The sequence below is a fragment of the Tardiphaga sp. genome, assembly GCF_028290495.1.
In the GTDB taxonomy this organism is placed as follows: domain Bacteria; phylum Pseudomonadota; class Alphaproteobacteria; order Rhizobiales; family Xanthobacteraceae; genus Tardiphaga.
In genome coordinates this window covers 1-24,488 of record NZ_JAQGJT010000075.1, presented here as the reverse complement: position 1 = coordinate 24,488, position 24,488 = coordinate 1, and the positions used below count along the sequence as shown (strand labels likewise).

Below are 24,488 nucleotides of genomic sequence, written 5' to 3'. Positions count from 1 at the left end.
TCAATTTATTGAAGGGCAGCAATGAGCATCTACGAGAAACTGATGATCGGGGTAACGATCGCTACGGCCGCTGCCTGTGCGACCGCTAGCGCCCTAATGGCGATGATGATTTACGCTTGACGCCGCGCCCTCTCAGGCCGCGGCGGGCAATGCGCGATGGGCGGCGAAAAACTGGGGTGAGGTGTTTTACGCCACGCCCATGCAAAGGGCTAATTCCAATGGAGCCATACGATGAGCTTCCGCCGCAGGTCATAGAAATTCCCGCCTTCTCGCTCTTTTTGCTACGGGTCAGTTTCTTCGCACTGGTGGTAATGAATGCCGTTCAGATATACGAGATGCTGAAGGATCCGCTGGCGGACTACTAATGTTCTTCGGGGTGCATCGGGTCGAGACTGATCGACGGGCTCATTCTCGTTTTCTCCATGCGCAAGCGCCGCGCCGGCGGTATCCGGGCGGTCAGGTGGTGGTCGGGGATTCAGATTGGTCGCCTGCGCCCTTCAGGCCGCGCCGGGCAATGCGCGATGCAACGCTTGCGGCTCAGGAAGACGGAGGACTAGGATTTTGGCAGTCGGAGGGACCGCCTATGTGCAACCTCGAAAGACTGATTATTGGACTTGGCGTCGGAGCCGGCGTGAGCGCCGCGGTCGCCGGCCTCCAGATGCTCCACTTCCTCGCAAGCTGATGCCCGCCGGACAGATGCGACGTGCATCCCTCATTATCGTCATGGTCTTGGCTCTTGCGGCTTGGACCGGGATCGCCTGGCTCGCCATGAGGATCTTTGGCTGATCCCTCTCAGGCTGCGCGGGGGCGTCGGTAGTACCTCATTGGTGCAAACAGGTGCGCGATTCTCCTCACCCGTAGGGGTGATTGCTGACACCGGTAATGTATCGGATATTCGCATTTCTCATCTCGACCAAAGCGGGGGCGGGCCGATACCGACGAGTCTAAATAAGGAAGGCTCAGGACGTAACGCGTTTGAGACAGTCCCCCCCGATCAGCAGAGGCGTTCAATGCAAATAAGCTCCAATGAAGAAGCGGACGAATTCCGTAGGTTAGATTACCTTGTTGCCAACTTGCTCTCGGGCGGGCGCATTCTGACACCGGACGAAAATTTCCGCTGGAACGAACTTTTCAATCGGTACGTGTTTTCGCCTGTCTATCAACCTTCTGTGCCGTGGCAAGCCCGGACGTACTGAAGACCTAAGCGCCCCCTCATCGACAGTGCTGAACCGCCGCCGCTACAGTGGACATGCGCCGGCTCAATCGCTAATTACCGAGTTTGACGCGGCTTAGAGTTTCTCTTCGGAGCAGGCGGCGCAACCTGCTGCTGCGAGCAGGAGTCAGCAATGGCGGCGATTATCTTTTGCCAATAGTCTGGAGCGCGCAGGACTGAGGTGCTTTCTTTCACGGTAAGGACCGTATCCCGCTCGCCTTGTTTCTTAAAAGACGCCTCAAAAATTTGGATATAGTTTCGAAACGCGCCAGCGGTCAGGTTAGCGATGATTACGGAGCGACCTTCCGCCCGATCTTCAGTCAGCATCGGCTTATCGATATCGACCTCCGGAATCTGCCTGATAACGCACGACGCCAATTGCGAATAGTCACCGCTGAGCGCGATCGTTGGCGATTGGGTTTCTGGCGTCAGCGAATCAAGCTTCTTCCCGCCCCCACAACCGGCGAGGCCGACTGCTATCGCGAAAACTACAACACCATTCCGCATTACACGCGCCCCCACACTTACTTTAAGCCACCCGCTACATACAACTACGCAACTCATGCGGGCGTCAAACAACTATCGCGAGATGCGGCGAGGTCCGACCGCCCGGCGGGCGAGCGGGCGACAGATGTCTCTAAGCGATGAACCCGCCCGTGACCTTACCGAAGATCGAATAGGCGATCTCGTTCGGATGGAAGTCGTCGAAGCTCATCCCGGCAGCCACCATCGCCGCGTGATTGATAAAGTAGTCCTCGGCGCTAATGAACGGGATTCCGTTCTTTGCGGCGATCGCCGCGTGAAGCTGCTGCCGGTAGGCCTGCGTATACGCCGTGGTCGTCGGGCTGACCACGTAGGGGAAGTTTCCGACGATCACTACGTCGCCCGTCAGCTTGCACTTGTCGATGACCGTCTGCATGTCCGCAGCATCGCTGGTGCCGTTGGTTCCCCCGTCATTGATGCCGGTCATGATGATCGTAAGCGCTGGCTGGATGACAGTTCCGATTGCGTTTAGCGGAGACCAGGGATAGGTCGCGCCCACAAAGTCGGCGATTTTACCGCCGTTGATCGACCCGTTCCAGATTGTGACAAAGGGGCCACTGGATGAGTCGAGCGCCCAGACGCCGAGGATCTCGGTATGCCCGCTAAGCGGGGTAATATTGAGGGTGTAAGGTCCCCCGCCAGATCCTGCGATATCTGCGAATGCCACGCTTGCCGCGGCTGTCGGCGTGACCGTGGTGGGGGCGCCGCCGTTGACATCGATCTTGAACGACCCAAACGACGGATCGGTCGCGTAGTAGACGCGAAAGTAGAAATTCCCAATCCGCTTCGGTCTGAACTTAAACGGCGCTCCAGCTGCATAAGCCGCCCACATGGAGCCGCCAAGGCTTTTGAGGGTGGAAGTCTGATACCCCCCCCATTGCACAACGCGGGTGTCAGCAGTCGTCAAGGCGCTGTCCCATCCATTAGTCCCGATCAGCGTGTCGGGATGGGCCAGATAGAGCTTGTTGATCAGATCCTCACGCATCACTGAGGGCCAACTGTAATCGGCAGCATTCGCGTTGCCGTTAGCACCCACACCGGCGCCGGTGCTGTCGCTGATAACGAGAATATTAAAACCGCCGCTGCCCGTTCCGACGGACTTCAGATAGTTAAGGAGCGCGATGCCGTACTTCGGTAGCAGAGGCAAAAGCGGACGGTGATTTACCACTCCGGCGCGGATGTTCGCAGCTACGCGGAATAGAGCATTCAGGTCCAGCGACTGCGACACTCGGCTGGACACGCCAGCAAGGTTGTTGAGAGCAGCATCCTTGTCAGACAGGTCACCAAGATTGAGGAATGACGAAAGGTCGCCCGCACCTTTCTCGCCGGCCACCGTTAGCACCCAATCGGCGTGCGTGCCGCTCGATGATGGGCCCTTGTTGTCAAAGCTGATCGTCATCACCCCCGTGGCGATGTCGTAAGCTGTAATCGGTCCCTCCATGAAGTTTGCCGGATTTGCGGCCGAGATCAGCCGACCACGCCCGCCGGCGCGGTACCCCAGAGCAGGCTGAGTGGTGAATGTCTGCGGCATCAGGCTGATCGCCATCGATGTCGTACTGGTCCCGCCGTAGTCGATCGGACCCAGCACCTGGCCTCGGGTGAACCTGCGGAGCGATTTGGTCGACCCGACCTGCTCCAGCCCCAGAAACTCCGTGAGAACTGAGCCGGCAGGAACGTTCGGCGCGCGAATGCCTTCAGACATGCTGATTTTCCGATTGAGATTGCTGCAATGATTTGCGCGCGACCGCGCTACGCGGCGCTTAGACGCCGATGTATTCCGTGATGACAACGTAACCTGCGGCGCCGCTCCCACCCGCGATGGGCGTCGTTGCGTTGTAGCCGAAGCCGCCGCCGCCGCCGGCACCGAAACCCGTGGCGCTGTTCCCGGTAGCGCCACCGCCCGTCAGCAATGCTTTCCCGCCTGCGCCGTACATTGAGCAGCCACCAAAACCGGCCGGCGTGAATATCGACGTGGAGCCGATGCCGCCCGCGCCGCCCGGCGCGCCCGGCGAGGCGATGTCTCCCGCCCCTGCGACGCCGCCTGACCCGCCGTTACCGAACGACAATGCATTGGCGCCTGCGATGCCGCCCGATCCGCCCTTGCCGATACAAAGCGAACCGACGCTGGTGTCGCCGCCGGCAGAGCCGTCCGCGCCTGCCGAGGCTGTCCCTGCAGCACCAATCGTTACCGTCTTGCTGGCGCCTATATCTGCTGCCGTTACGCGCTTGACCGACCGACTGCCAGCGCCACCGCCACCGCCCGTATGGCTCGACCCCGAAGCCGAGACCGCCCCGCCGCCGGCGCCGCCGCCGCCGGTGCATTCGACCGTCGCAAACACCATTCCGGCCGTCGGCGTGTAAGTGCCGGTCGAAGCGAACGTACGCAGCACAACAGATGAGATGCGAGAACTCGCGGCGATTGCAGCCGCCTGCGCGGTCGACACAGGTTTGCCCGCGTCCGACGTGTTGTCGACGTTGCCGAGACCGATATCGCCCTTCACCAGTGAAAGTGCAGTCTTGAGCGCGGATGCGGTTATCGCCCCGACTAACCCCGCAACCGAAATCACAGCACCGGCCGCATTCAGCTTGTTCGTATAAAGATCTGTAAAATTGTCCTGCACCTTTTGCAGAGCGGTCCGGATCGGATCACCGGTCCCGTCATTTGCGGCCGTGCCGAGACCAAGATTTTGCTGCGCCATTAGAAATGATCCGCCGTGATGAGAGTGGTATCGGCCTTATAAAGCGAACTGTCAGCGAGCGGCGCGCTGCCGGTCGCTGCATGCATTGTGGCTTGCACGATTGCGGTGTCGGCGCTTGGCACGCCATAGGCTGTGACAGCGTGGGCTTTCACGTCGATGATATCGCCGACGAGGTATCCGCTGATGATCGCCACCCCGACCGATGCTGTAATCGTCACGGGCATAAAGGCGCCGCCACCATGCAGGCGGTGCGAGACAACGTAGGTTGCAGGCAGCGCCACAGAGCCAGATCCTGGCGTCACTGTCGCAAAAAACTGCTGGAGCGAGTCTGCAACCGACAGGTCCGGTACCGCCGGCAACAGCGCCGATACGTCATTGACCTCCCCGACCCGGCCATCCCAGGGCGGCGGCGTTTCCGCGTCGGTTAGTTCGTCAATGATCGGCGCGGCGTCGATCAACATCAGTTTGGCGGTGAGATTGTCGCCGCGCTCGATACTTTTGACCACAACGTCGATCACCGGGCCCCGCAGAGACGTGCCGAACATCGCGAGATCGCCGACTTCCACGCCAGATAAATCGCCAACCATCGTTAGGTTTGGGCTTTCCCCGGCGCGGGTAACGACAGAGCGACGGATCGAGGTTCCGTCCGATTTCCGGAACGCGCAAGCGTAGGATCGTCCGACCTCCATCGTCACCGGTGTGTCGACCGTCACCACCCCATCCTCAATCTTCCTCACGCGCGAGGGGATATGGTCGCGATCGAGAACATCGTGATTGAGCGGCGCCATGTCCCCGCGCGACAGCACCAGCGATTCAATGTCCTGGCTGACGCTGTAGGTATGAGGCCGATGGATCAACTCGTATTGCCGACGCCGGGTCGCACGCCAGATCTGGTCTGGGTTCGTGACCCCCGGGTGTGACAGATCCTCCGTAACCGCGACGGCCGCTGGATCGACGCCCGGGAACGGCACCACGCGCTCCGCCTGCTGATAGCCGTTCGTGGCGTCGATGAACTGCACCCGGTGGGCGTCGGGGAACAACACCTGCGGCGTCGATCCTTGAAAATCCCATGAATTGCGAGGAGAGATTGCCGACACATAGGTCGTCTGCGGCCGGTCAACCGTCACGCCCCACTTAACGCCGTCGTCGTGCGGCGTGGCGCGGCCGGCGGCGGCGATGTCAGCCAGCACATCCAGACGGCTGGCGTCGTAGTCGTGCACCCGGTTGTAGCTGAGGTGCTTTGTTTCGCAGAACCTGTGCCAATCCTGCAGTCCCGCGAGATCGATCTGATCATCTGTTTTTGGATAGGCGTTCGCCTGGCTCTGCAACACATAACGATAGAGCGACGCCGGATTGTTCGTCTCGCGCGCAACCCAATAGCCGGAGGCGGCGTCCCAATCCAGGCAGATGAGGCTGGCATCGGCGTTGTAATTGTTGACGATGCCGTTGAGCTGGTTGCTGGCCCGAATGCGCAGCGCCACCCGCGCGGTCGGCAGCGGAAAGTTGAACGGGCTTTCAGCACGAATAGACCGGATGGCGCTCCAGTCGGCGCGGTCGATGGTCTTCGTGTCAGTCGAATTCGGATTCGCCCGCCAAACGTAAATTTCCCACTGTCCCCGCGACGGCAGGTTCCAGCCGTAATTTTTTCGGATCAGTTTTTGCTTTTGATCATTGTAGGTCAGCGTGACGACCGGGGTTGGCCCGCCTAGGTCTCCGACCTTTCGCATCGCGATCATGATCACGACGTAGGCCCGCTGCGGTTTGCCTTTATCGTCGAAGCTGATCAGCCCTTGGACGAAGGCGATATCCACTGTGCATGCAATGGCATCCCGCGCCGTAAATCGCATCGTGGCCGGGTCGTCATGCGAAAGATTAACCGAGAGTTGGTCTTCAACGATCTGCTGCGGGTAAAGCGTCAGAGGCTCATCGTCCGGGCGCCCCTCACGGACCTCCATCGTGACGTCTTGGAAGTTCTCGATCGGCGTTTCGCCAAGACGATGATTCCGCAGGACCAGCGGGCCGTGGCCGAATTCAAAAACGCTGGTGACGAACTGATCATCCCCGATAATCGACGTGTAGGACGGCGCGGCATAGGGCGGCGCGTAGCGATGAGTGCCTAGAATAGACGGCACCACCCCGCCTGGATTGGCCCGGTTCTGCAACCCGGTGATGGCGTAGATATCCGGGCCCTTGTCCTGGTCGCCAAGGCCTCGAACCGGGATCAAGGCATCCAGGAGCAAGGATCCGGCGATGCTTGCGCCGATCGTTAGGCCGCCCGCGACTATCGAGGTCAAAGCAGACCCGCCGGCAACAGCGCCGCCAATACCAAACCCGCCCGGGAAGAGCGCGCCACCAATACTGCCAGCGATGCCGGGCGCGTAGAACTGCCCGAGAGAAACCGCTGCAACCAGTACGGCGACGGTCAGCACGCTCCGGAGGGTGTCGTTGCCCGGCACCACCCGGATGATCACCGTGGCCCCAAGCCGTGGCCGGACCCGGTGCCATAACTCAGACGGAACGACATCGTCACCGATGGTGACGCGGATCCGATCCCGCGCGGCGCCCGGCATCGCCATCTCGACCATCGCCGCAACCGTGGTCCCCGGCCCTACCGGGAACGACTTCCGATCACGCGAAACGTCGAGATGCGGAAGAACGAGGAGGCGGCTGCCTTCTTGCGCCTTCGGACCGATCACCTCATGCCGCATCTGATCGTTCCATTAACTCGATATGCCGATGCACGCCGATCAACTTGGCCTTCCATCGGCCCGCGTCGAAGCTTTCCACCCGGGCTTCTCCGCCGTGCATGATGTGGAGCATCCGCCCCGGAGACACGACGATGCCGATGTGGCTATCGAGCCCACCGCGGCGGAATACGACCATGTCGAATTCGCGGGCAGAGCCGGGCTCAACCGAAACCCAAGGCGACCGGACCCGATCAGCGGACAGCAACTGCGCGATCTGCTCGCGCTCCGGCGCGTCCATGGTTTCCGCCGCGTAGCTCGCAACTTCGACTTTGACGACATCCCGATAGATCAGCCAGAGCAGCCCCCAGCAGTCGACGCCGTTGCGGTCGCGGCCGGCAAATGCCCATGGCAGGCCGACGTAGTCGCGAGACCAGTGCATCAGCGCTTAACGGGCCTTGCTCCCGCCATAGGCGCCCCGCTGCGCAGCCCTCGTTGCTGACCCGGGGCATGCGAGAGCAGCAGCCACCGCCCCATCAAGCGTGATTTCGATGCGGCGACGACCTTTGCCGTCTACGAATTCCTTCGCGTCAACATCCACCGGCGCGCCCGGATTGATGATGTCCACCGTCGTGGCTGCAGTGTTTTTTGATTCCAAGAGCTTCAGTTCTTTGTCGGAGTAATATGCGGTCATGACACTCTCCTTTGGCCGGCGTCGACGCCAGCAGATGAGATAAATGACGCTGCCCGCGAGCAGCGCATTGAGCAGGATGTTCAGCGTCACCGGAACAGCCCCGGATAGTTGTTTTTCGTCATGCGCTGCGCCGGGTACGGCTCGGCCTCGATCGGCTCTCGCGACACGTCCAGCGTCACCTGCTGCGCGTTATAGGAACCGTTGGTGGCCCGCATGATGTAGGATTCCTCGACATCATCCGGCGCGGACGAGAGCACCATCTTGAGCACGACTTCGGTCTGCGTGCCCGGCGTCACCCCCCGCACCGTCGCGGCCATGTCTTCCACGACGTTCGCGAAAACCAGCGTCGTCGCCGGCGGGCGACCGTCCTGATCGTCGGGCCAGGCCGCCGTCATGACGATCCATTGGTATTCCTGCCCCAGATGCACGATGCCGTAGCGCAGCGGATCGGCTGAGAGACGGACCGCGGGCTCGCTGCAAATATACAGCGTTTCGCCCAACCCTGGCGGCGTGATCTCCACCAAAATGACGGGGAATTCGTCGGTATTTTCCGCGTTGAATGCTTCGCGGAACGACAGAGAAAGCTGCGGCATCAGGGGAGAACCACAAGATCGAACTGGATAGTGAACGTTGCGCCGCCGATGGCAACCGTAGCGGGTTGGGTTTGACCGAACTGCACAAGCCACCACGATTCTATGACGATTGGTATGCCGGATTCGTCCATGAGCGGCCCGCCGTATTCGTCAAACAGCCCCGTCCCGTCGATTTGCTGATCCGGGATCAGAAACGGCGTAATTCCAAAATTGACCTCCTCCTCATAGAAGCGATCAAACCTGGCGCGCAGGTTCATTCCAACCATGATTCCGCAGGTAACGGGCCGGATTGCCGGGCCTCGCCGGCGCTGCTTCGCCGGCCCTGTATCAGTTGCGGTCGATAAGCGATTCCCCCTGACGCTCGCTTGAAACGGCTGGATCAAGGAACGTTGCGGGAGATCGTCGGGCCAGACCGGCATCGTCATCGGCGGACGCCCGCCGGACGCGCACCGAAGTTGCTCGACATCGCTTTCCTGGTGCTGGACCCTGGCCGGCTGAGAGCTGCGGCGGTCGCGTCATCAAGCGTTAGCTGAATGCTCCGGTTTCCGCGACCATCGACCACCTGAGTGGCTTCTACCGTCATGGTTGGTGAAGCATTGTTGTTGACGACCATATTGATCGGGCCACCGCCCCCCATGGCTGCCATCTGACCAGGCGTGAAGACGCCCTCACCTTTCTTCGCGATGATTGGCACTTCGTCGCCAGCGATGCCGCCAGTATGGAACCGCGGCGCGTCGTCGAAGTACGATGGATGAATGTATCGCACGGATGTCGGTTCCGATCCGACCATTCCGCCCGTATGATAGAGCCCACCGAGGGCTCCAACGCCTGCAGAGCCAGTGCTAGTCGCTCCGGCGGCTGCTCCGCCACCGAACAGGCTGCCAAGGCTGAGACCGCCACCAAGAGCGCCCTGCAGACTGCGCATGATCGGCTGCACAACGTACATTTTGATGATCATCTCTTCGAGAGCTCGGACAACGACCTTGCTCATGTCGGAGAAGCCCTGACCGACGGACTTGGTGCCATCAAAGATATCGGTTAACCCGGTCGTTAGGTTGGTTTCAATAACCGACGAGATTTGGCGGAAAGCATCATTGAGACGAATGCCAGCCGCTTCCGCGCTCGCCAGCGCCTTCGGGACATCGTTTCCATATATCCCTTTCAACTGCGTAGCGATCTGAACGTCTTCCTGAGAAAGGAATGCTGTTTTTTTACCGAAATCGATAGAGCTCGCTACCTTAGCCTTCGCCAAAGCATCGGCCGCCGCCGCGGCCTGCTGTGCCAGCCCACTCATCTCGGCCTTGGCCGTTGCTGCCTCGCGAGAAAGCCCATCCTTCATGCCGGCAGCCGTCAGTGCAGCGATGGCTTTCAGACGCTCTTGAGAGGCGGCGGCTTCATCAACTGATTTCGACGCAGCATTGGTCGTTTCGATGTACTTGCGTAGACTCTCCTCGGCGCGTCCGTATGCGGAAGCGTCCGGTCCATCAGCAGGGGAGTCCTTCGGCGGCTTCGACGTGTCAAATTTACGGTTCATCCCCTCTGCGAGGCGCCGACGCGCATCCGCCATTGCGTCACTACGGCGGATGTCGTCCATACGGTTCTGTAAATCGGTACTGGCGATATCGGCAGGATCGCTTGAGATCCCGTATTGTTTTTCCGCGGCTGCGCGACTTTCCGGGGTGGTGGTCAATTCCATGAATGCGGTCGCACCACGGTCTAGCTGTTTCTGGAACCATGGCGGCGCTTCGGCAAGCTTCCCAACCAGTTTAGTCGCCCAGTCAACCGCCGTTGCGATCGACTCTACGATTCCGACCCAAGCCTGATGCATGCCGATTCCAGCTTGCGTCAAAAGGTCCTGAATGGGGTGCCAGCGCTGCTCCAGAATTTTTACCGCAGCGTCATATCTGTTCTGCAGCTCTACGGCGTTCTGGATGTCTTGGCTTTTGACGAGATCAGTCTTGTTGATGGCGTCGGCAGACGCCAGCATCTTGTCGAGATAGCCGCTATCGGCCGCCGCCTTATTGGCGATGGTGTCACCAAGCGTTGCTCGGATCGCCTCAAGTGCAGCGAGCCTTTCCCCCTTCAAGACGGCCTGATCGTACAGCGCTACGATCGCCTTCATCTTTTCTTCAGCACCATTGGCATTCTGTAGCTGACCGACGCCGGTATTCCCTTGAAAGTTGCCATAGCTCTGTAGCTTCTCGATGGCATTGTTCGCGGAACTTCCACCCAGCTTTCCTGCTGTGGAGTCGTTCAGCTTCTTCAGCGCTTCAGCGAGAGCGTCGACTGGAAGCTTGGCGCCCTCTGCGGCTTTCGTAATTCTCTGGAAAAAATCGGCCGTCGTGTTCGCCGCCACGGCCTTTTCGTTGAGGGCCACATACTCGGCCAGCTTCTCGCCACCAAGCTGCCACGCCCGACCAACCATCTTGATCGCGTCGACAACAAGAATGATTTGCCCGACCAGAGGGACCCACTTCAAGATCGATGCCGCAATCGATCCAGCGACCCCACCAAGCGTCGGGGAGAATGCTTCCAGCGCGAGGCCAGCCGACCGAATGCCTGATGTATATCCGGTGAGGGCGGGACTCGCCTTCTCGGCGGCGCCGGCCAGAGCAATAAGTCCAGTGCCCGCCTTGTTCGTTGCGACGACGATACCCGCTGCAACAGCCTCCAGTGCAGTTCCGGTGCCCTTCAGTACGGGCACAGCCATTTCGTTGACTACACCACGGAACGCCGGGGAGAATGCATAGGCAGCCTCGGCCGCCTGGCGGAGATGGTTCGCCGCCGTGAGCGCGCCCTCGCCAGTGATGCGGAATCCCTCCGCATTCTCGTTGGCGACAGTTTTGGTCTTGGAGAGATTATCATTCGCCGCAGCAATCGATGCCGTGAGCTTATTCAGGGCAGCCGTGGCTTCATCGACACCATTGCTGCTGCCCTGAATTTTAACGTTTCGGATGGTGTCAACGCTAGGCATCTTCGCTCTTTTTCCTGAAATAGGCGAGATAAGCCTGATCCATCGCTCGGATCAGCGTGGCGAACCTGTCGAAGTCGTCGTCGACCAGACTATAGCGCTGCGCGTAAGCGTTGATCGCGCTCCAGGGGATAGGGCCGCGATCCATACCGACCTGGCGATCGGTGGAGAGTGAACCGAACGAGGTCCACTCGAAAAGGAGGTGGCCAAAAAGGTCCACCTTGCTGGCTACGCATGGGAGATCAGACAGAGGGCATCCGACGGAGAGCGCAGCACTGACGATCGCTGCGTAACTTTCGCCCCAGTCCAGTTGCCAGACCAGGGCGTCGGTTAGTTTTTTACCTCTGCGGCCTCGTCGGACTTCCGGCGCTGGGCGACGACGGATCCTGCGTAGGCGGCGCCGGCCTGGAAGACACGGAAATCGGGATCGAGAAGCAGCTTCTTGCCGAGATCCTTCGTGTAGGGAATCGGCTGGTCACCGTCGTCGGTCAGGCCATCGACATCCAGAACGACAGTCTCGAGCAAAAGCTTGCCGGCGATGCGATCCTGATCCTCCGGGCTGACGCCCTCGGCGCGTTGGGCGCGGGGGATTTCCCGCACCAGCTTGCCTTCGAGGATCCGATAATCGACGTTGTTGGTGCCGCGGGCCTTGATGCGAATGCCCGGAAGGTCCGGGATGCCGTCGACCCAGTCACCCTGCTCAATGAGAGCAGAGTCGACCATCATTGCAGAAAGCTTCATGAAAACTCCAAAGTGTTGCGTTGAAATCAGATGATCGGGAGATACCAGAAGCGCGAAGCGCTGCAGGTGTAGCCAAGCGTGGCGCTCATGAACGCCGTGAAACCCGCGTTGATCATCACGTCAGCGTTTTTTCCACTGACGGACGGCGACCCGCTGCCGAGCTTGATGCTCGGGAAATCGAACACATAGGATTCGCGGTTGCCGTCAGAACGCCCGACGCGCATATCGAAGCTGGTCAGCGTGTTGTTGACGATCTTGTCGTAAATCGACTTGTCGCCAAAATAGGTATCCAGCGTTCCGGTAACGGTGAATTCGCCGTTTCCGGTGCCGACGGCGCCGATCGACCCGATGGCCTGCTGCGCACGAATGTTATTGTTGACGTTGAACATGGCGCCTGTGACGAAGTTCGGGCCGGTGATGGTCGAGCCATCGAAGCCGAGGCGGCCAACGTTCGTAGACGTGTTCAGCACGCCGTAGGTCGGTGCCGCCACGTCGGTTGCCCCGGAGACGCGAGTAGTGACGGCCGACGCGCTCTTGCCGATATAGTTCTTGGTATAGGTCGCGATGGCCTGCGTCTTCGCATCGACCTGCAGCGTGTTGAGCGTCATTCCCAGCAGGTACTCGTAGGTCACCGGCGAATGGTCGAGATACTGGCGCTCGATGGTGTTGGAGCGTTTGGTGGAAGCGTTGATCAGGAAGTCGCCCATGAACACGCGTACGGTCGCGCTGGTGCCGGCATCGGCCGCCCAACCTACGGGAACGCGATCAAAGGTGATCTTGTGGGCCGTGACCGCAGACACCCGGCAGAATCCGTTGCAGGCCGACGTGATGGCGAAGGCGCAACTGGCGTTGTCGCCGTCACCGACCTTCAACCACTCACCGGCAGAAATGCCCAGCGTAGTGAAATCCAGAATAGTCGATGTGACGCCGTTGCCGCCGGAGGTGACGGCGACCAGGTCACCGGATGCGCCCATGAAGCCGACGACGCGCACAGCCGCACCGACGGGGATCTGGCCCGCCTCCGCAGTGAAGGTGGATGCCGGATAGGTAATCGCCGTGGCGGTGCTCGACGTGACGCGCGCCAGCTTGTTGTTGCTGGCCGTCGGCATACCGGAGACGAGCGTCAGCATCGCAGCCACGAATGCCGCGCCGCCGGCGGATACGGTGAGCACGGCCGTTGCGACGTCGCTGATTTCGGTGTCGATCGTGGCGACGGTAATAACCGGATTGCTGGACCACGTCCCTTGCAGCGCTTCCTCGAGGTCATCGTCCGCCACCTGAAAGGCGAGTTCGCCGCCGATCGAGCCGCCCGCATCTTCGCCCACCAGGATAAGATCGGTCACCTGGCGATCGGAGCGGATCTCCGAGGTGATAACCGTCTTCGGATTTGCGTTCAGACCGCTCGACGTCTGTCGGATCTGCTTGAAAGCCGGGGTGGCCGGCGTAACGCCGAAGGTAGTTTCGCGAACCTTCGCAAGGGCGACGCGGTTCGTCGACTGGAGATCAGCCATTTAAGACTCCATAGGAAGGCCGACGGCGCCGGCGAAATTGAGGGATTTAGGCGAAGATGTCCGCGAAATACGGAGTTGAGAACGAGATCAGAAAGCGACCGCCGACGTAGTTCGAGTTGTCGACAGCGGCAGGGCTCGGCGCCCAGGTCGTGACGCCATCAAACTGCTTGCCGCGGAACAGCGCGCGTAGCTGGTCGATCCAATCGAGCGGCTGCGAGAGACCCGACCCAGTGGAGAAACTGAGCACGATGCGGAAGGCACCGGACTCGCGGAAGACATTATTGCCGGGCGCCCCGACGGTGATCTGGTTCTCGGCTGAGACCGGGTATTCGATGGTCACGTAGGGCTTGCCATCGCCGGTGCCCTGCCCCGACGTGTCGTCATCAATGATTGCGCACAACGTCCAGTTTGCCGCGAGCCGGGCCGCGACCGCGTCGACCACCTTTTTCCCTGCCATTTATCTTACTCGAATGGTGATCGCGGGAAGCCGAAGGCTTCGCTCAATATCGGCTATCGTGCGAAGGCTGGAGTCGACCTTGGAGGCAGCAAACCGGCCGCGCTTGTTGGACAAATCGCCATGATCTTTTGCGCGACTTCGCCCCAGAGGGACGTAAGCAATGATCGTTCCTTCGAATGGGGCGCGGTAGCTAAACTTGATAGCAGCCATATCCCCGAACTTCAGATCAGCCAAGGTCGCGACCGCCTCATAGACGCCGTTTACCGCTTGAGAACTGTCACCATCCTCGATCCGACGGGAGTACTCGGTCAGGTTGACGAACACATACTCATCGGCGACCGGAATTTTTTCGTGCGGATCAATCTGGACGCCGTCAGCAAACAGGGCGTGCGAAGCTTTGTATTGCCCGATGTGCGGGTCATTGCCTGACCCGACTGGCGAATTCGCTACAAGTTGATCATAGATCCACCCGAAAACGTCGGGCAACAGATTAAAGCCATACTCAATTGTGCCGTTTGGGCGGACCTTGCTCTCATCGGCTCCGACCAGACCGTCTACCTTGGTGGAATGGGCCGGCGTGTAGCCTAGCGCATCCGCATCTATCTTCTCGGCACCCGCTAGGGCCTCCCGTGCAGCAGTCGCAAGCGCAGCGCTACGAGCGGCCGGCGAAAGATCCTCTGCAATGATGGCCTTAATATCCAAGTCAATCGGGTCGATTGATCCGCTCAGCATTAACCGGTGACCCGCATCTCAATCCGGATCGGCTCGCGTCCAAGCATGAACGGCTTCACGAAATCGACCGCGCGGGGCGCCTGCCCGCGCATCAAAACTTTGTCAGTCAAGCCAGCGCGAGGGATGCGCTGATCGACGTTGAACGGCGGCAGCGCTGGCACCTGACCGCCTGGCCATTGCGCGCTGTTGATCTGGGTCGGCGAGATGATGACATTCAGGTCAGTCGCCTTGATGCCGGCCGCGAGTTGCTCCGTTGTCGCGGCATCGACGCGCGCGATGCATGCCACATCGATATTCACCTGGTTTGGTGCAGTCCCGACAACGCGACGAAGGATGATCTCCTCCCACGCCCCCGCGAGGAGCGCGCCGTCCAAGGCACTTATGAGCGAAGCGGCGGTCGACATCAGCCCTGAGCCACGCCATTGACCGACAACCGTTCCGGCTCAGGCTGCGGCTCGGAGGACGCCGGCGAGTCGGACAAAGGGCCGCCATTGCTGCCTTCCAGGGAGTTGGCGAACTCTTCGATGTCGGCCGCAGATTGTTCAGTCGCGTCGATGTGGGCGTTGACCTTGTCGAAAGCCGCCCCCGCCCGCGCGCCGGCACCATTGATCCGCGACAGCAGCTTGTCGGAACGGACTTCGAGGTCGTGATTCAGCTTCGACATTGCAGATGCGAGGCCCTGAAATTTCGGGTTCATGTCGATCGCCTCAAGGAATTCGGGGTGGCGTTGTAGAATTTCGAGCCGTAGCTATGCGTGCGCGATTGCGACGAAGGCCGTCAGGCGATCCATCAGCGCACGGAGGCGCGCACCGAAAGCGTAGTGTTGGTGTAAGCGCCGGTCGACATGACGTAGACAGCCAGCTGAGTGCCAAGGACCCCGTCGTTTACGCCTTCCGACGTGAGATCCGCATAGGCCGCCACGGCCTTCGACAGCAGCCCGCTGAGGTTCGCGGTCTTCACCGAAGTTGCCATCGTGAAATCAAACCGCGCGACGTGGCGCCAAGTCGTGCCGCCGTCAAAACTCGTCGCCACGATCGCGGAGCACGTCGTGCCGCCCGACCCGTATTGAAAAACCGCCTCCAGCGTCACAGCCGACATGCCGTCCATATCCGAGATCGGCGTAAGCAGTGCGAGTGGGCGCGCCGCGCCGATCTGGAGCGCGGCGAGCGTTTTGAGGCCGGGATTGTCCATTGCGCAGCCCTAAATGTTGATCTGGCGGTGTCGGTTGAGCTTCTGCGCGATCTCGTCGGGCAACGGCGACCCCGGTTCGGGATTCCGGAAGAAATAGTCCACCTGGTGATCTCGAACGCCCGGGATGCTATCCCGCTCGCTCTTGATGTTCGGGTCGCGGAGGCGCGCAAACCAGTTCATCTTCACCAAGTCGACTGCGGCAGACTCGATGTCGGGGGGGAGATTTCGCCCGTCTTGGCTTGGCAAAAGCCATCCGGCTACGTAGGTCACGACCACCTTGTTGCCATTCCAGTCGGTCGGGCGGTCGCTGGATAGATGCTTCAGAACGCCCGCGCCGTCGACCTCATACTCGCTCGGATCAAGCGAGGTGCCGTCCTGCACGATGCCCGTGATGGACGCCACAGGGCGGCGCGAGAGCACCAAATACTGAGTGCGTTCGGAGTCCAGCCGCCGTGCCAGATAGCGCGAATGGTGGACCCGGTACGTTTCGGCCAGGGTCTCCTGACCAAGCGTCACCGTGCCGTCGTCAGCCTCGACCGTATTGAGATAATCGGCGATCATCTGCGAGGCTACGCTGATCTGCAGCGACAGCCAGGCGTTATCCTTGCTGTCCTCAATGCCGAGCCCGGATTTCACAGCGGCAAGCGTCGTCAAATCCGTGACCGCGGCGGGGGTGAGGACAGCGAGCATGCGCTTACGCCGGCGGGTTGGCGGTGGGGGCATTCTTCGGATTGCCGAGCACGACAATGCCGGCGAGAAATAGGTTGCCGGTGTTGTTCGACGGCGTCACCGTGGCGCGAATATAGCGCCTGCCACCGATGTAGCCGATCTTGCGGCACAGATTGTCCACGGAGAAATCGAAGCTGCCCAGCGGCAGCGTGCCGATCAGATCGGTTGCCGGCGGCGCGGCGGTGTCCGACAGGCCGGAATCATCACCGACTTCCAGTGTCAGGGCGAACGTCGCGTCGGCGTCCGTCAGCGTGCCGGTATCCAGCACAAGCGTGCAGGAGTTATAGCCCAGCATATCGATGATGCCCGACACCTGCGCGGTATTGTCGGTGACAGCGGCTTTCGGCGGAAAAAGCTGCTTGAAATTGAGGTCGTTGCACTGGTCTCTCATCGTCGTTTTCCTTTCGGGAGTGTCAGGGTTGGGCGGACGTCCGGAGCGGTCCCGCCCTTTGCGACGTCGCCCGGGAATGGCTTGAGTTCGAGTGTTTCAGCCTCATCGTCGGTCGGCTTACGCGCCAAACCTGCGGCGATGCGCGCGACGGCCATGTCGTCCGGCATGTCGATGAATTCGCCGTGGGCGAGATCGAAACTTCGACCCGCCCACGACGATAGGTTGATGACCTTCACGAACCAGCCGGTTACGAGGCGCTGTTGGCGAAGTACTTCAGCGGGTGGGTGCCCGCGTCGACCAGATTGCCGTCCCAACGCTGGAAGGCGAGGAAGCCGGTCTGGTTGAAGTCGGCATAACGCTCGGTCAGACGGAGCACCTGCACACCGGCGACACGCCGGATGAAGTACTTTGAGAAGTCACCGAACAGAACCGACTTCGCATTAGCCGCCATCGCAGGCATGTCCTGGTTGACGGTATAACCGAAGCTGTTGATGGTCGGCGGCTCGCCGGCGATCGTCATACCCGGCATCCAGAGGTAGCGACCCTGGGTGTCCTTGAGCTTCTTGATGACCTTCAGCGAAGTGTCATTCATCATGAAACGAGCGTTCTTGCGATACGCCGGATCCACGGAATGCTCGAGTTCGATCAGGTCATCGAAGATCAGGCTGGTGGCCTCGCCGGTGGCGCCGGTGAAGCCGAGTGTCGCAGCGGTCACGGCGCCAGTGGGCTTGCTGGAGCCGTCACCGGTGGTGAAGTGGGTATTGATGGCGCGCGCGATGCGGGTTCCCAGCTTGGTGGCCAAGAAGCCATCGAGATTGAAGGCAGAGTCCTGCAGCAGCTGATTGGACACCAGAACCAGCTTGGAGGTGTAGGTGTAAGCGCCGAGTGTAACAGCGCCGAACGTCACGTCCTGATTTCCGGTCTGAGTATTCTCGGTCAGGATCGCACCGGAGTTGCTGGTGTCGTTGTCGGTCGGGATCGGCAGGGAGTTGCCGCTCTCGGTATCGAACACGAAGGCCACGCCGGGGTCCATCATGCCGCCATAGGCCTTCTCGGCATCCATGAGCTCATCATAGAAGCCGGTCGGGACAGTGTAGCCGCCACCCGTGTTCGAGCCGGTCGACTGCGCGTTCTGGAAGCGCGGCAGCGCCAGCTCCCGCTCTTCAGCGCTCAGACCACCCATGCCATTGCGGAGGTAGCTGTTGAACGCCTTGGTTTCGGCATGCTCGTTCTCGGCGACCTCGTCGGTCGAGATGTGGCGGACCTTCGCGGTGATGCGCTGACGTTCGCCGAGGTTCTTCTCGGAGGATTCCAGGCGCTCTTCGCGATCGATCTTGCCCTTGAGGCCATCGGCCTCCTCCATCATCCCGTCGAATTTGGCCTCGATTTCCTTGGCCTCGGCCGCAGGGGTTTCTTTCTTGATCGAGTCGTACAGTGCGCGGGCATCGGCAACGAGCTTAGCGCGCTGCTCCCGCAAGTCCTTAACAGCCATGATGGCTCTCCATGTAAAAGGCTGTCGAAATGGCAGCCGGGAACAGCGCGAAGCAGGATGCCGCGCGCAAACTCTGAAACTGGGTGTGCGCTTAGTCCTGCGTGGCGAGCGCCAAACGGAGGCGCATCTGCGTTACGCGCGTGCGCGAAGCGTTCATGGCCTCGTCGTCGGACGTTTCCTGATCTTCGCCGGGATCGTCACCGACAACCTTGTCGACCAGACCAAACGCCTTCGCTTCGGTAGCGGTGAACCACGTTTCGGCAGCCATCGCCGCCAAGCAGGCGGCCGTATCCTTGCCAGTCTTGGCGGCATACATGCCGGCGATTTGGCCGTCGATCTTGCTGAGGACGCCACTGAGCGCGGTCATGTCGTCGGAGTTGCCGACGCCGATTCCCCATGCCTTATGGATCATCGCCATTGAATTTTCGGCCATTGTCACTGTGTCGCCAGCCAGCATGATGAAGCTGGCCGCCGACGCCGCCCAGCCGTCCACAAACGTGTTGATGGTCGCGGGGTGCGCCTTCAGTGAATTGTAGATGGCGAGGCCATCGAACACATCTCCGCCGGGGCTATTGATGCGGACATTGATGGTTGAAGCGGTAATGCCAGAGAGCGCAGTGGCGAAATCCTTGGCCGTGACGCCCCAATATCCAATCTCGTCGTAGATCAGGATTTCAGCGGCGCCGTCGGCGGCTGCCCTTACCTCCAGCTTCGAAGCCGCCTTCGGCTTCTCTGTGCCACGATTCTGGAAATGATCCTTCCATTTCGCCTTTACCGAGTCCTTGTCGGCGAATGCGAAAACACGGAAACGCGAAAGGAAGTCACTCATGTCGTTGCTCCTAAGCCGGAACGGCTGCGGCTGGCGCTGCGCCGCCATTACCTGAATCGGTTGATTTCTTGCCGGCCATAGAGATCGGCGTCATGGTCGAGTTAATGAACAGCTGGTCTGCACCATCGGCGGCCGGCAGATTCTTGAGGTGGCGCACTTCAGCCGGCTTCATCCAGCCATTCTGAATTCCGCTCGCGAATAGCGCGGCGCTCGCCGTCGAATCCATCGCCAGCAAGGCATCACGATCGAACTCGGCGTAGAACTTTGAGTTGCCCGGGAAGAGCTTGCGGTGAAACTCGTCCTCGATCCGCTTGAGCCAAGGTTCCAGCGTGAAGCGAAGAAACCCCAGCGACTGCTGTTCGATGCCGGAGCCCCAGCTTGTAGTCTTGTCGGTTTCGCCGACCATGTGCGGCGGAACACCGAACAAGCGGCATATGTCCGTTACTTGGTATCGGCGGCTTTCCAGCGTCTGCGCGTCCTCCGGCGACAGCTGAACTGCGGTCCACTTACTGTCCTTGTCGACGAAGATTGTCTTACCCGCGTTCGCGATGCCGGCGTTTTCCTGCTCGAACTGCGCCTTGAGGCGGCTGAAATTCTGCGGGCTAATATTTGCCGCAACCTCGAGCACGCCGCTCGGCTTTGCGCCATTGGCGTGCATCCGAGCAATAAACTCCGCCATTGCCAAATCGAGACCGATGCTCTGGCGCCCGGCCACGCCGATCGGCGAAAGGCCCCTCAGCCCGTCGAAACCCAATCCTGGGACGTGGATGACGTCACCCTGATCGAGATCCAGTAGATCGCCACCGATCATGACCCGATAACGGGTAAGCCCGTCGAGCCGGTACGGAGTGACAGCCTGCCGTACCATCGGCATGAAGCCTACGATGCGGTTAGCATTGTCGCGCTCGATCAACGAGTAGTGGTTCCCCCCGAGCAAAAGATCCGTGATCATCAGCTCGCGCCAGATGAACGATCCCATCAGGTCATTCGGTGCGTCGTGCAATAACGGATACAGACGGTTCTCATATGCCTCGCGGCGCCCCGACGCCGTGCGCTCGTACATCGGGAGCGGAAGGCTGGCGATGATGCCGGCGACGAGCGAGACGCAGCGAAACACAGTCGTTGAGCGGATCGCACTGCGCTCGCCGACTTCCGGCCCTGCCCATGTCCGACCACCGCCGAACAGATCCACCATCCACGCGGCCGGATCAGCCAGGTTAGTCGACGGGTTTTCCGGCGACGCATTCTGGAAACTTGGTTCCTCCCGTGCAGCCGGTTCGTTATCGCGCTTGAACGGCCACATTCTCGGACTTCCATAACTCGTCTCGATCGAAGATCGAGCCGCGCGAGGCGGGGTTCAACGACATCTCGGCGACTGCGTCGAAGCCGGCCATCAAAGGATCAACCTTGCCGTAGCCAGAGGCATCGCGCGCAATGCGCATGCCGGTGCCTGTCGCCTGCACGATGGCGTTGCCGGCGCACCACGCCATCATGCGACGCCCGCCGTGCTTGAAGGATCCGTCTGCGAGTTTCCGCTCTACAGTCTTGATGGCGCCCATCAGCGCCACGCCCTGGCGCACGCCGACAAGCAATTCATTTTCTTGGGTGACGCCAATATCAGCCAGCGCGTCAACAATGGAACCGAGGCCGGCGGGATCGGCGCCGACCTTCGCCAGTTTTCCGGAGTCGCGGCACTCGCGAACGATATCGACCACAGCCGCTACATCGTCCGGCAACCGCTCAACGAGCGTCAGGTCGCCGTCTTTGATGAAATCCTGATAGGTGGAGTGGTTCGCCTTGCGGCGCGCCCAGCCTTCCGGAGATATGAAAGCGTGCGCCCAACCGAGCCAGTTGCCCGTTCCTTTTTCACGGCCCAGCACGAAGATGCCGAGCAAGTCGTCGAGGCCGCCGCCATCTAGACCTACGGTCAGGACTTCCGATCTCCGGATAACCTCGGCGAGCGTAAGGCCTTTGTCAGCGCCGCGAGGCCAGAGCGCGGCACCGGCCCAACCATCCGACCGGAGCCCCTGCCCGATCTCAACGTTGAAGTGCTGAGACGCCAGCAGCGCAAGCTGCGCGGGGCCCTCCTCCTCGGCCTTCAGCAACTCTCGGGCCAGGAAGTCTTCATTGACCGAACGGCCCATATTCGGGTTTACGAAGCCCCACAGCTTCCGATTCTTCCAGCCGCCGTCCTTCGTGAGGCGCAATGGCAACTCGTAGAGGATAGGCAAGAGTGGGAGATCCATCTCCCCGTCGCGCACGCGGCGCGCCATGTTCAGTTCGGACTTGAAAACGCCGACCGGCGGAGCCTTCGATTGCGTGGTGGTCTGAAACAAAAACCCGTCCGGCCGCGCCGTCAGCGCACCGCGAAGCTCGACGAACACGTCGGCCGCATTGGCCTTCTTGGCGAAGACGTGGGTTTCATCAATCATCGTCCCGGTAGCTTTGGACCCGGTGATGACGTCGGTATCAGCGGCCTTAATCTGCAGGGTAGCGCCGGTCGGCCGGTACGTGATCAGCCGGATGTGGCGCTGAATGTGAAACTTGGCCTTGAGGACCGGGTCCAACATCACCGTTCCCGATGCCTGCTTGAACGCGATATCGGCGATTTCCTTGGTTGGCGCGATCAGCAAAAACTCTGCCGAAGGCCGCTTATTCATCAACAAGGCGACCACCATGATGGCGCCGCCGTTCGAACTCTTCGCGTTCTTCTTCGGAATGAGCAGGAAGTATTCCTGGATCATCCGCACGTTCAGCGCCGGGTCGTATGACCCAAACAGTGCCGACACGACCGGGAAGAACCACTCCCCGCAAGCCTCTGCCAACGTCGGCGTTCCGAACAGATCTGGGATGCGCAGTTGCTTGAAGTAGCGCAGCCCCCGCGCCGCCTCAGAAGCGAACAGCGGCAACTCTGGCACCAGCGGCTCGCCGGCGAGTATACGGTCCTCCCAGTCTTTACAGGCGGTCGACCATGGATTCATCAGTTCACACTGGCTGGCGTATTCTCGAGATCGTCCCACTCGGTGCCAGCGGCGGCGGTCTTGGAATCTTCCTCAGCCTGTTCCTTCTTGCCCGGCGCCGCATCTGTCAGCTTGGCGAGTGCCGTGGCCAATTGGTTGGAGCTCTTGGTGCGGACTTCATGGTCCAGCGCCTTGAGCAGTTTCGCGCGGGTAGCGGCATCCTTCTCGCCGGTGAAGTTGGCGTCAACCAGCTCCATCAACAGCGCCGCGTGCTCGTTCAGATATTCGAGTTCGGCCATCAGACTGAGGATGATCCCGCGGCCCCGATCGACCAATTGCTTGGTGGTCGTGCCCGCATTCATCCGGCGCGGTTCGTGCCGCCTATGTTCTGGTTCGCGGGCTGGTTCGCGCTGAGGTTCGCAGTCGGGCGTCGCTACTGCGAACTTGACCCATCCGCGCTTCTTGGCCTCTTTGCGGACGGCGGTGTCGGAGATACCAAAACGTTTAGCGAGAGCCCTGATTGAAAGGTCTTCCGCGTTGTACGCCTCGCCGATCCGAATCCAGTCCGTAGAATTATTTTCTCCTGTTCGCACTGGTTCGCACCTGACTGAAATTCCCAAAAACCCAGAAATTCTGCGAATGGGTATCCATGCGGTGCATGATCCCTAAGTCGCAGACTTTTGACTGCCCCCTACCCCTACGCAAATGCGCGAGCGGCGCGGGCTCGATTGCCTTTGAGTGTGTTGTGCGCAGTGCAGAGGCACTGGCCATTGCCTGGGTCAAGTAAGGCGCCGCCATCGGCGCGCTCAATGATGTGGTCGCCTATCATGACGTCGCCGCGCTTGGCTGAAGCCTGACACCGCTGGCCACTCTCGACCCACTCGCAACGCCACCCGGCACGGCGACATACATCCAGCCGCCATGCTCGGTGTGCTGCGGTCTGCAGCTCAGGATCCGCCTGCTTGGCCAGCGGCCTCGCCGTGCGCGTGTCATGTGCAACAAGCCGCGGCTTACTGGTGCGCAGCGCCATCAGGCCATGTCACATGGCGATGTATCGCCCGTGTCGACATGGTGCATGGCGAGGTCGTCGCAAATATCGCGCTGCGGCTCAGCATCGATCTTCATTCTCATGGCGCGACGACGAAGGATGCGAGCCTTGCCGCCATCCCTCGTCTTGCGGCGGAACGCCAACTCGATGACGTTGGTAGACTGCTCGCCCTGTATCTCTACGTCACCGATGCGGTAGGCCATACAACGCCATCCAGTCCTTAAGCCACCGGCATCCGATACGTGCCGACGGTAGCGCCAGCGTCGTTCATCACGTATGCGATGCCATCCCGAAACGCCGTCTCGGCGCCGATCGTGGCAGGCGACTGACTTGCGCCGAACAGGTAGAGGGCGCTGCGCCCGGTCGCTTCATCCGGATTGAACGCCACACTATCGGCGGTAACGATGGTCTCATGGTGCCTGACCGTCAGCATGGGTGTCGTCCTTCTGGTTCTTCTTCGGGGGATCGTCGCTATCCGCGTCCGGATCCCCAAGCAATAAGGTCTTGGGTGCGACGGGACGGGTCGAGGTTCCTTAGGCCGCCTTCGGCGCGTGATCGAAGGTGATCAGGTATTGTTCCCCAAGTACGAACTGATCCACGGCCTTGAGGAGCCCCATGGCCGCTAGCCATCTGGCATTCCCAAGTAGGGACTTGGGCATCGCCGACTACAGGGTGCCTCGAGTCGTCCTACTGCAGGGTTGCGCCCGGCAGCGGCCACTTCACGTATCAGCAATCGTTTCCGGTCTTACCGGCCGGGGCCTTTGCGCCGTCCGCTTGCTGCGCTGCGGTGGGTTGCCCCTGCATTTGCCGCTGCGCATCCTGGGACGACGTCGGGCCGCCGGCGGTCTGCTGGTTCATCGCGCTGGTTGGCGGTTGCTGGCCAGAGCTGGAACCGGTACCGACGGTTGCCCCGGTGTTGCCCGGCGTCGGGCCCGAGCCCGCGTCGCGCATCTCGGCCGATTTGCCGGTGTTGCACGGCCCTGCAATTGCTGCAGCGCTCCCGAGCACCA

At 60.7% G+C, this 24,488-nt stretch carries 30 protein-coding genes; 1 reads left to right on the top strand and 29 read right to left on the bottom strand.

Annotation, left to right across the window (positions count from 1 at the left end; translation table 11 throughout):
- The first annotated feature begins 218 nt into the window (after positions 1–218).
- Complete coding sequence (locus JWQ24_RS13765; RefSeq protein ID WP_299808766.1) at positions 219–365, top strand: hypothetical protein; 147 nt, start codon at positions 219–221, stop codon at positions 363–365.
- 905 nt (positions 366–1,270) lie between these two features.
- On the opposite strand, the gene JWQ24_RS13760 is transcribed toward JWQ24_RS13765, so the two are convergent.
- The 29 genes from JWQ24_RS13760 to JWQ24_RS13625 form a co-directional block, all read right to left on the bottom strand.
- Positions 1,271–1,720, bottom strand: coding sequence for a hypothetical protein (locus JWQ24_RS13760; protein ID WP_299808764.1), 450 nt, complete (start codon positions 1,718–1,720; stop codon positions 1,271–1,273).
- A 130-nt stretch (positions 1,721–1,850) separates the two neighbouring features.
- Positions 1,851–3,458 carry an SGNH/GDSL hydrolase family protein gene (locus tag JWQ24_RS13755; RefSeq protein ID WP_299808762.1) on the bottom strand — a complete coding sequence of 536 codons (1,608 nt, stop codon included), beginning with the start codon at positions 3,456–3,458 and terminating at the stop codon, positions 1,851–1,853.
- A gap of 58 nt (positions 3,459–3,516) precedes the next feature.
- Positions 3,517–4,455: a hypothetical protein gene (locus tag JWQ24_RS13750; protein WP_299808759.1), complete on the bottom strand. Its 939-nt coding sequence runs from the start codon at positions 4,453–4,455 to the stop codon at positions 3,517–3,519.
- Positions 4,455–7,163, bottom strand: coding sequence for a hypothetical protein (locus JWQ24_RS13745; RefSeq protein WP_299808756.1), 2,709 nt, complete (start codon positions 7,161–7,163; stop codon positions 4,455–4,457). The genes JWQ24_RS13750 and JWQ24_RS13745 overlap by 1 nt, the downstream gene beginning before the upstream one ends.
- Entirely contained in the window at positions 7,153–7,581 is a 429-nt protein-coding gene (locus tag JWQ24_RS13740) for an NlpC/P60 family protein (protein WP_299808753.1), read from the bottom strand. The genes JWQ24_RS13745 and JWQ24_RS13740 overlap by 11 nt, the downstream gene beginning before the upstream one ends.
- Positions 7,582–7,587: 6 nt before the next feature.
- Positions 7,588–7,923 carry a hypothetical protein gene (locus tag JWQ24_RS13735; protein WP_299808750.1) on the bottom strand — a complete coding sequence of 112 codons (336 nt, stop codon included), beginning with the start codon at positions 7,921–7,923 and terminating at the stop codon, positions 7,588–7,590.
- The gene (locus tag JWQ24_RS13730; RefSeq protein ID WP_299808747.1) at positions 7,920–8,426 is read right to left on the bottom strand and encodes a DUF1833 family protein; all 507 of its coding nucleotides are present in this window, start codon (positions 8,424–8,426) and stop codon (positions 7,920–7,922) included. The genes JWQ24_RS13735 and JWQ24_RS13730 overlap by 4 nt, the downstream gene beginning before the upstream one ends.
- On the bottom strand, positions 8,426–8,851 hold the full coding sequence (locus tag JWQ24_RS13725; RefSeq protein ID WP_299808744.1) for a hypothetical protein: 426 nt from the start codon (positions 8,849–8,851) through the stop codon (positions 8,426–8,428). Before JWQ24_RS13725 ends, JWQ24_RS13730 begins: the two co-directional genes overlap by 1 nt.
- Entirely contained in the window at positions 8,848–11,400 is a 2,553-nt protein-coding gene (locus JWQ24_RS13720) for a hypothetical protein (protein ID WP_299808741.1), read from the bottom strand. The genes JWQ24_RS13725 and JWQ24_RS13720 overlap by 4 nt, the downstream gene beginning before the upstream one ends.
- Positions 11,393–11,617 (bottom strand): hypothetical protein, encoded by a 225-nt coding sequence (locus tag JWQ24_RS13715; RefSeq protein ID WP_299808738.1) that lies wholly within the window; start codon positions 11,615–11,617, stop codon positions 11,393–11,395. The genes JWQ24_RS13720 and JWQ24_RS13715 overlap by 8 nt, the downstream gene beginning before the upstream one ends.
- A 110-nt stretch (positions 11,618–11,727) precedes the next feature.
- Complete coding sequence (locus tag JWQ24_RS13710; protein WP_299808735.1) at positions 11,728–12,138, bottom strand: hypothetical protein; 411 nt, start codon at positions 12,136–12,138, stop codon at positions 11,728–11,730.
- 26 nt (positions 12,139–12,164) lie between these two features.
- Positions 12,165–13,649 carry a phage tail tube protein gene (locus tag JWQ24_RS13705; protein ID WP_299808732.1) on the bottom strand — a complete coding sequence of 495 codons (1,485 nt, stop codon included), beginning with the start codon at positions 13,647–13,649 and terminating at the stop codon, positions 12,165–12,167.
- Positions 13,650–13,695: 46 nt separating this feature from the next.
- A complete protein-coding gene (locus JWQ24_RS13700; protein WP_299808729.1) occupies positions 13,696–14,106 on the bottom strand; it encodes a phage tail terminator-like protein in 411 nt (136 codons plus the stop codon).
- The gene (locus JWQ24_RS13695; RefSeq protein ID WP_299808726.1) at positions 14,107–14,808 is read right to left on the bottom strand and encodes a hypothetical protein; all 702 of its coding nucleotides are present in this window, start codon (positions 14,806–14,808) and stop codon (positions 14,107–14,109) included.
- A gap of 29 nt (positions 14,809–14,837) precedes the next feature.
- Positions 14,838–15,242 carry a hypothetical protein gene (locus tag JWQ24_RS13690; RefSeq protein WP_299808723.1) on the bottom strand — a complete coding sequence of 135 codons (405 nt, stop codon included), beginning with the start codon at positions 15,240–15,242 and terminating at the stop codon, positions 14,838–14,840.
- Positions 15,242–15,535, bottom strand: coding sequence for a hypothetical protein (locus JWQ24_RS13685; protein ID WP_299808720.1), 294 nt, complete (start codon positions 15,533–15,535; stop codon positions 15,242–15,244). The genes JWQ24_RS13690 and JWQ24_RS13685 overlap by 1 nt, the downstream gene beginning before the upstream one ends.
- Before the next feature lie 92 nt (positions 15,536–15,627).
- Positions 15,628–16,029 carry a hypothetical protein gene (locus tag JWQ24_RS13680; RefSeq protein ID WP_299808717.1) on the bottom strand — a complete coding sequence of 134 codons (402 nt, stop codon included), beginning with the start codon at positions 16,027–16,029 and terminating at the stop codon, positions 15,628–15,630.
- 9 nt (positions 16,030–16,038) lie between these two features.
- Complete coding sequence (locus JWQ24_RS13675) at positions 16,039–16,719, bottom strand: phage head-tail connector protein (protein WP_299808715.1); 681 nt, start codon at positions 16,717–16,719, stop codon at positions 16,039–16,041.
- Positions 16,720–16,723: 4 nt separating this feature from the next.
- The gene (locus tag JWQ24_RS13670; protein WP_299808712.1) at positions 16,724–17,149 is read right to left on the bottom strand and encodes a hypothetical protein; all 426 of its coding nucleotides are present in this window, start codon (positions 17,147–17,149) and stop codon (positions 16,724–16,726) included.
- Complete coding sequence (locus JWQ24_RS13665; protein WP_299808709.1) at positions 17,146–17,385, bottom strand: hypothetical protein; 240 nt, start codon at positions 17,383–17,385, stop codon at positions 17,146–17,148. Before JWQ24_RS13665 ends, JWQ24_RS13670 begins: the two co-directional genes overlap by 4 nt.
- An 11-nt stretch (positions 17,386–17,396) precedes the next feature.
- Complete coding sequence (locus JWQ24_RS13660; protein WP_299808706.1) at positions 17,397–18,641, bottom strand: phage major capsid protein; 1,245 nt, start codon at positions 18,639–18,641, stop codon at positions 17,397–17,399.
- 91 nt (positions 18,642–18,732) lie between these two features.
- A complete protein-coding gene (locus tag JWQ24_RS13655) occupies positions 18,733–19,470 on the bottom strand; it encodes a head maturation protease, ClpP-related (protein ID WP_299808703.1) in 738 nt (245 codons plus the stop codon).
- A gap of 10 nt (positions 19,471–19,480) precedes the next feature.
- Positions 19,481–20,773 (bottom strand): phage portal protein, encoded by a 1,293-nt coding sequence (locus JWQ24_RS13650; RefSeq protein WP_299808700.1) that lies wholly within the window; start codon positions 20,771–20,773, stop codon positions 19,481–19,483.
- Positions 20,751–22,451, bottom strand: coding sequence for a terminase large subunit (locus tag JWQ24_RS13645; RefSeq protein ID WP_299808697.1), 1,701 nt, complete (start codon positions 22,449–22,451; stop codon positions 20,751–20,753). Before JWQ24_RS13645 ends, JWQ24_RS13650 begins: the two co-directional genes overlap by 23 nt.
- A complete protein-coding gene (locus JWQ24_RS13640; protein WP_299808694.1) occupies positions 22,451–23,023 on the bottom strand; it encodes a hypothetical protein in 573 nt (190 codons plus the stop codon). The genes JWQ24_RS13645 and JWQ24_RS13640 overlap by 1 nt, the downstream gene beginning before the upstream one ends.
- 104 nt (positions 23,024–23,127) lie before the next feature.
- Complete coding sequence (locus JWQ24_RS28585; protein ID WP_366521443.1) at positions 23,128–23,460, bottom strand: HNH endonuclease; 333 nt, start codon at positions 23,458–23,460, stop codon at positions 23,128–23,130.
- A complete protein-coding gene (locus tag JWQ24_RS13635) occupies positions 23,460–23,681 on the bottom strand; it encodes a hypothetical protein (RefSeq protein WP_299808691.1) in 222 nt (73 codons plus the stop codon). Before JWQ24_RS13635 ends, JWQ24_RS28585 begins: the two co-directional genes overlap by 1 nt.
- Positions 23,682–23,698: 17 nt before the next feature.
- Positions 23,699–23,911 carry a hypothetical protein gene (locus JWQ24_RS13630; protein WP_299808688.1) on the bottom strand — a complete coding sequence of 71 codons (213 nt, stop codon included), beginning with the start codon at positions 23,909–23,911 and terminating at the stop codon, positions 23,699–23,701.
- A 293-nt stretch (positions 23,912–24,204) separates the two neighbouring features.
- Positions 24,205–24,486, bottom strand: a complete 282-nt coding sequence (locus JWQ24_RS13625) for a hypothetical protein (RefSeq protein ID WP_299808065.1) — start codon at positions 24,484–24,486, stop codon at positions 24,205–24,207.
- Positions 24,487–24,488: the final 2 nt, after the last annotated feature.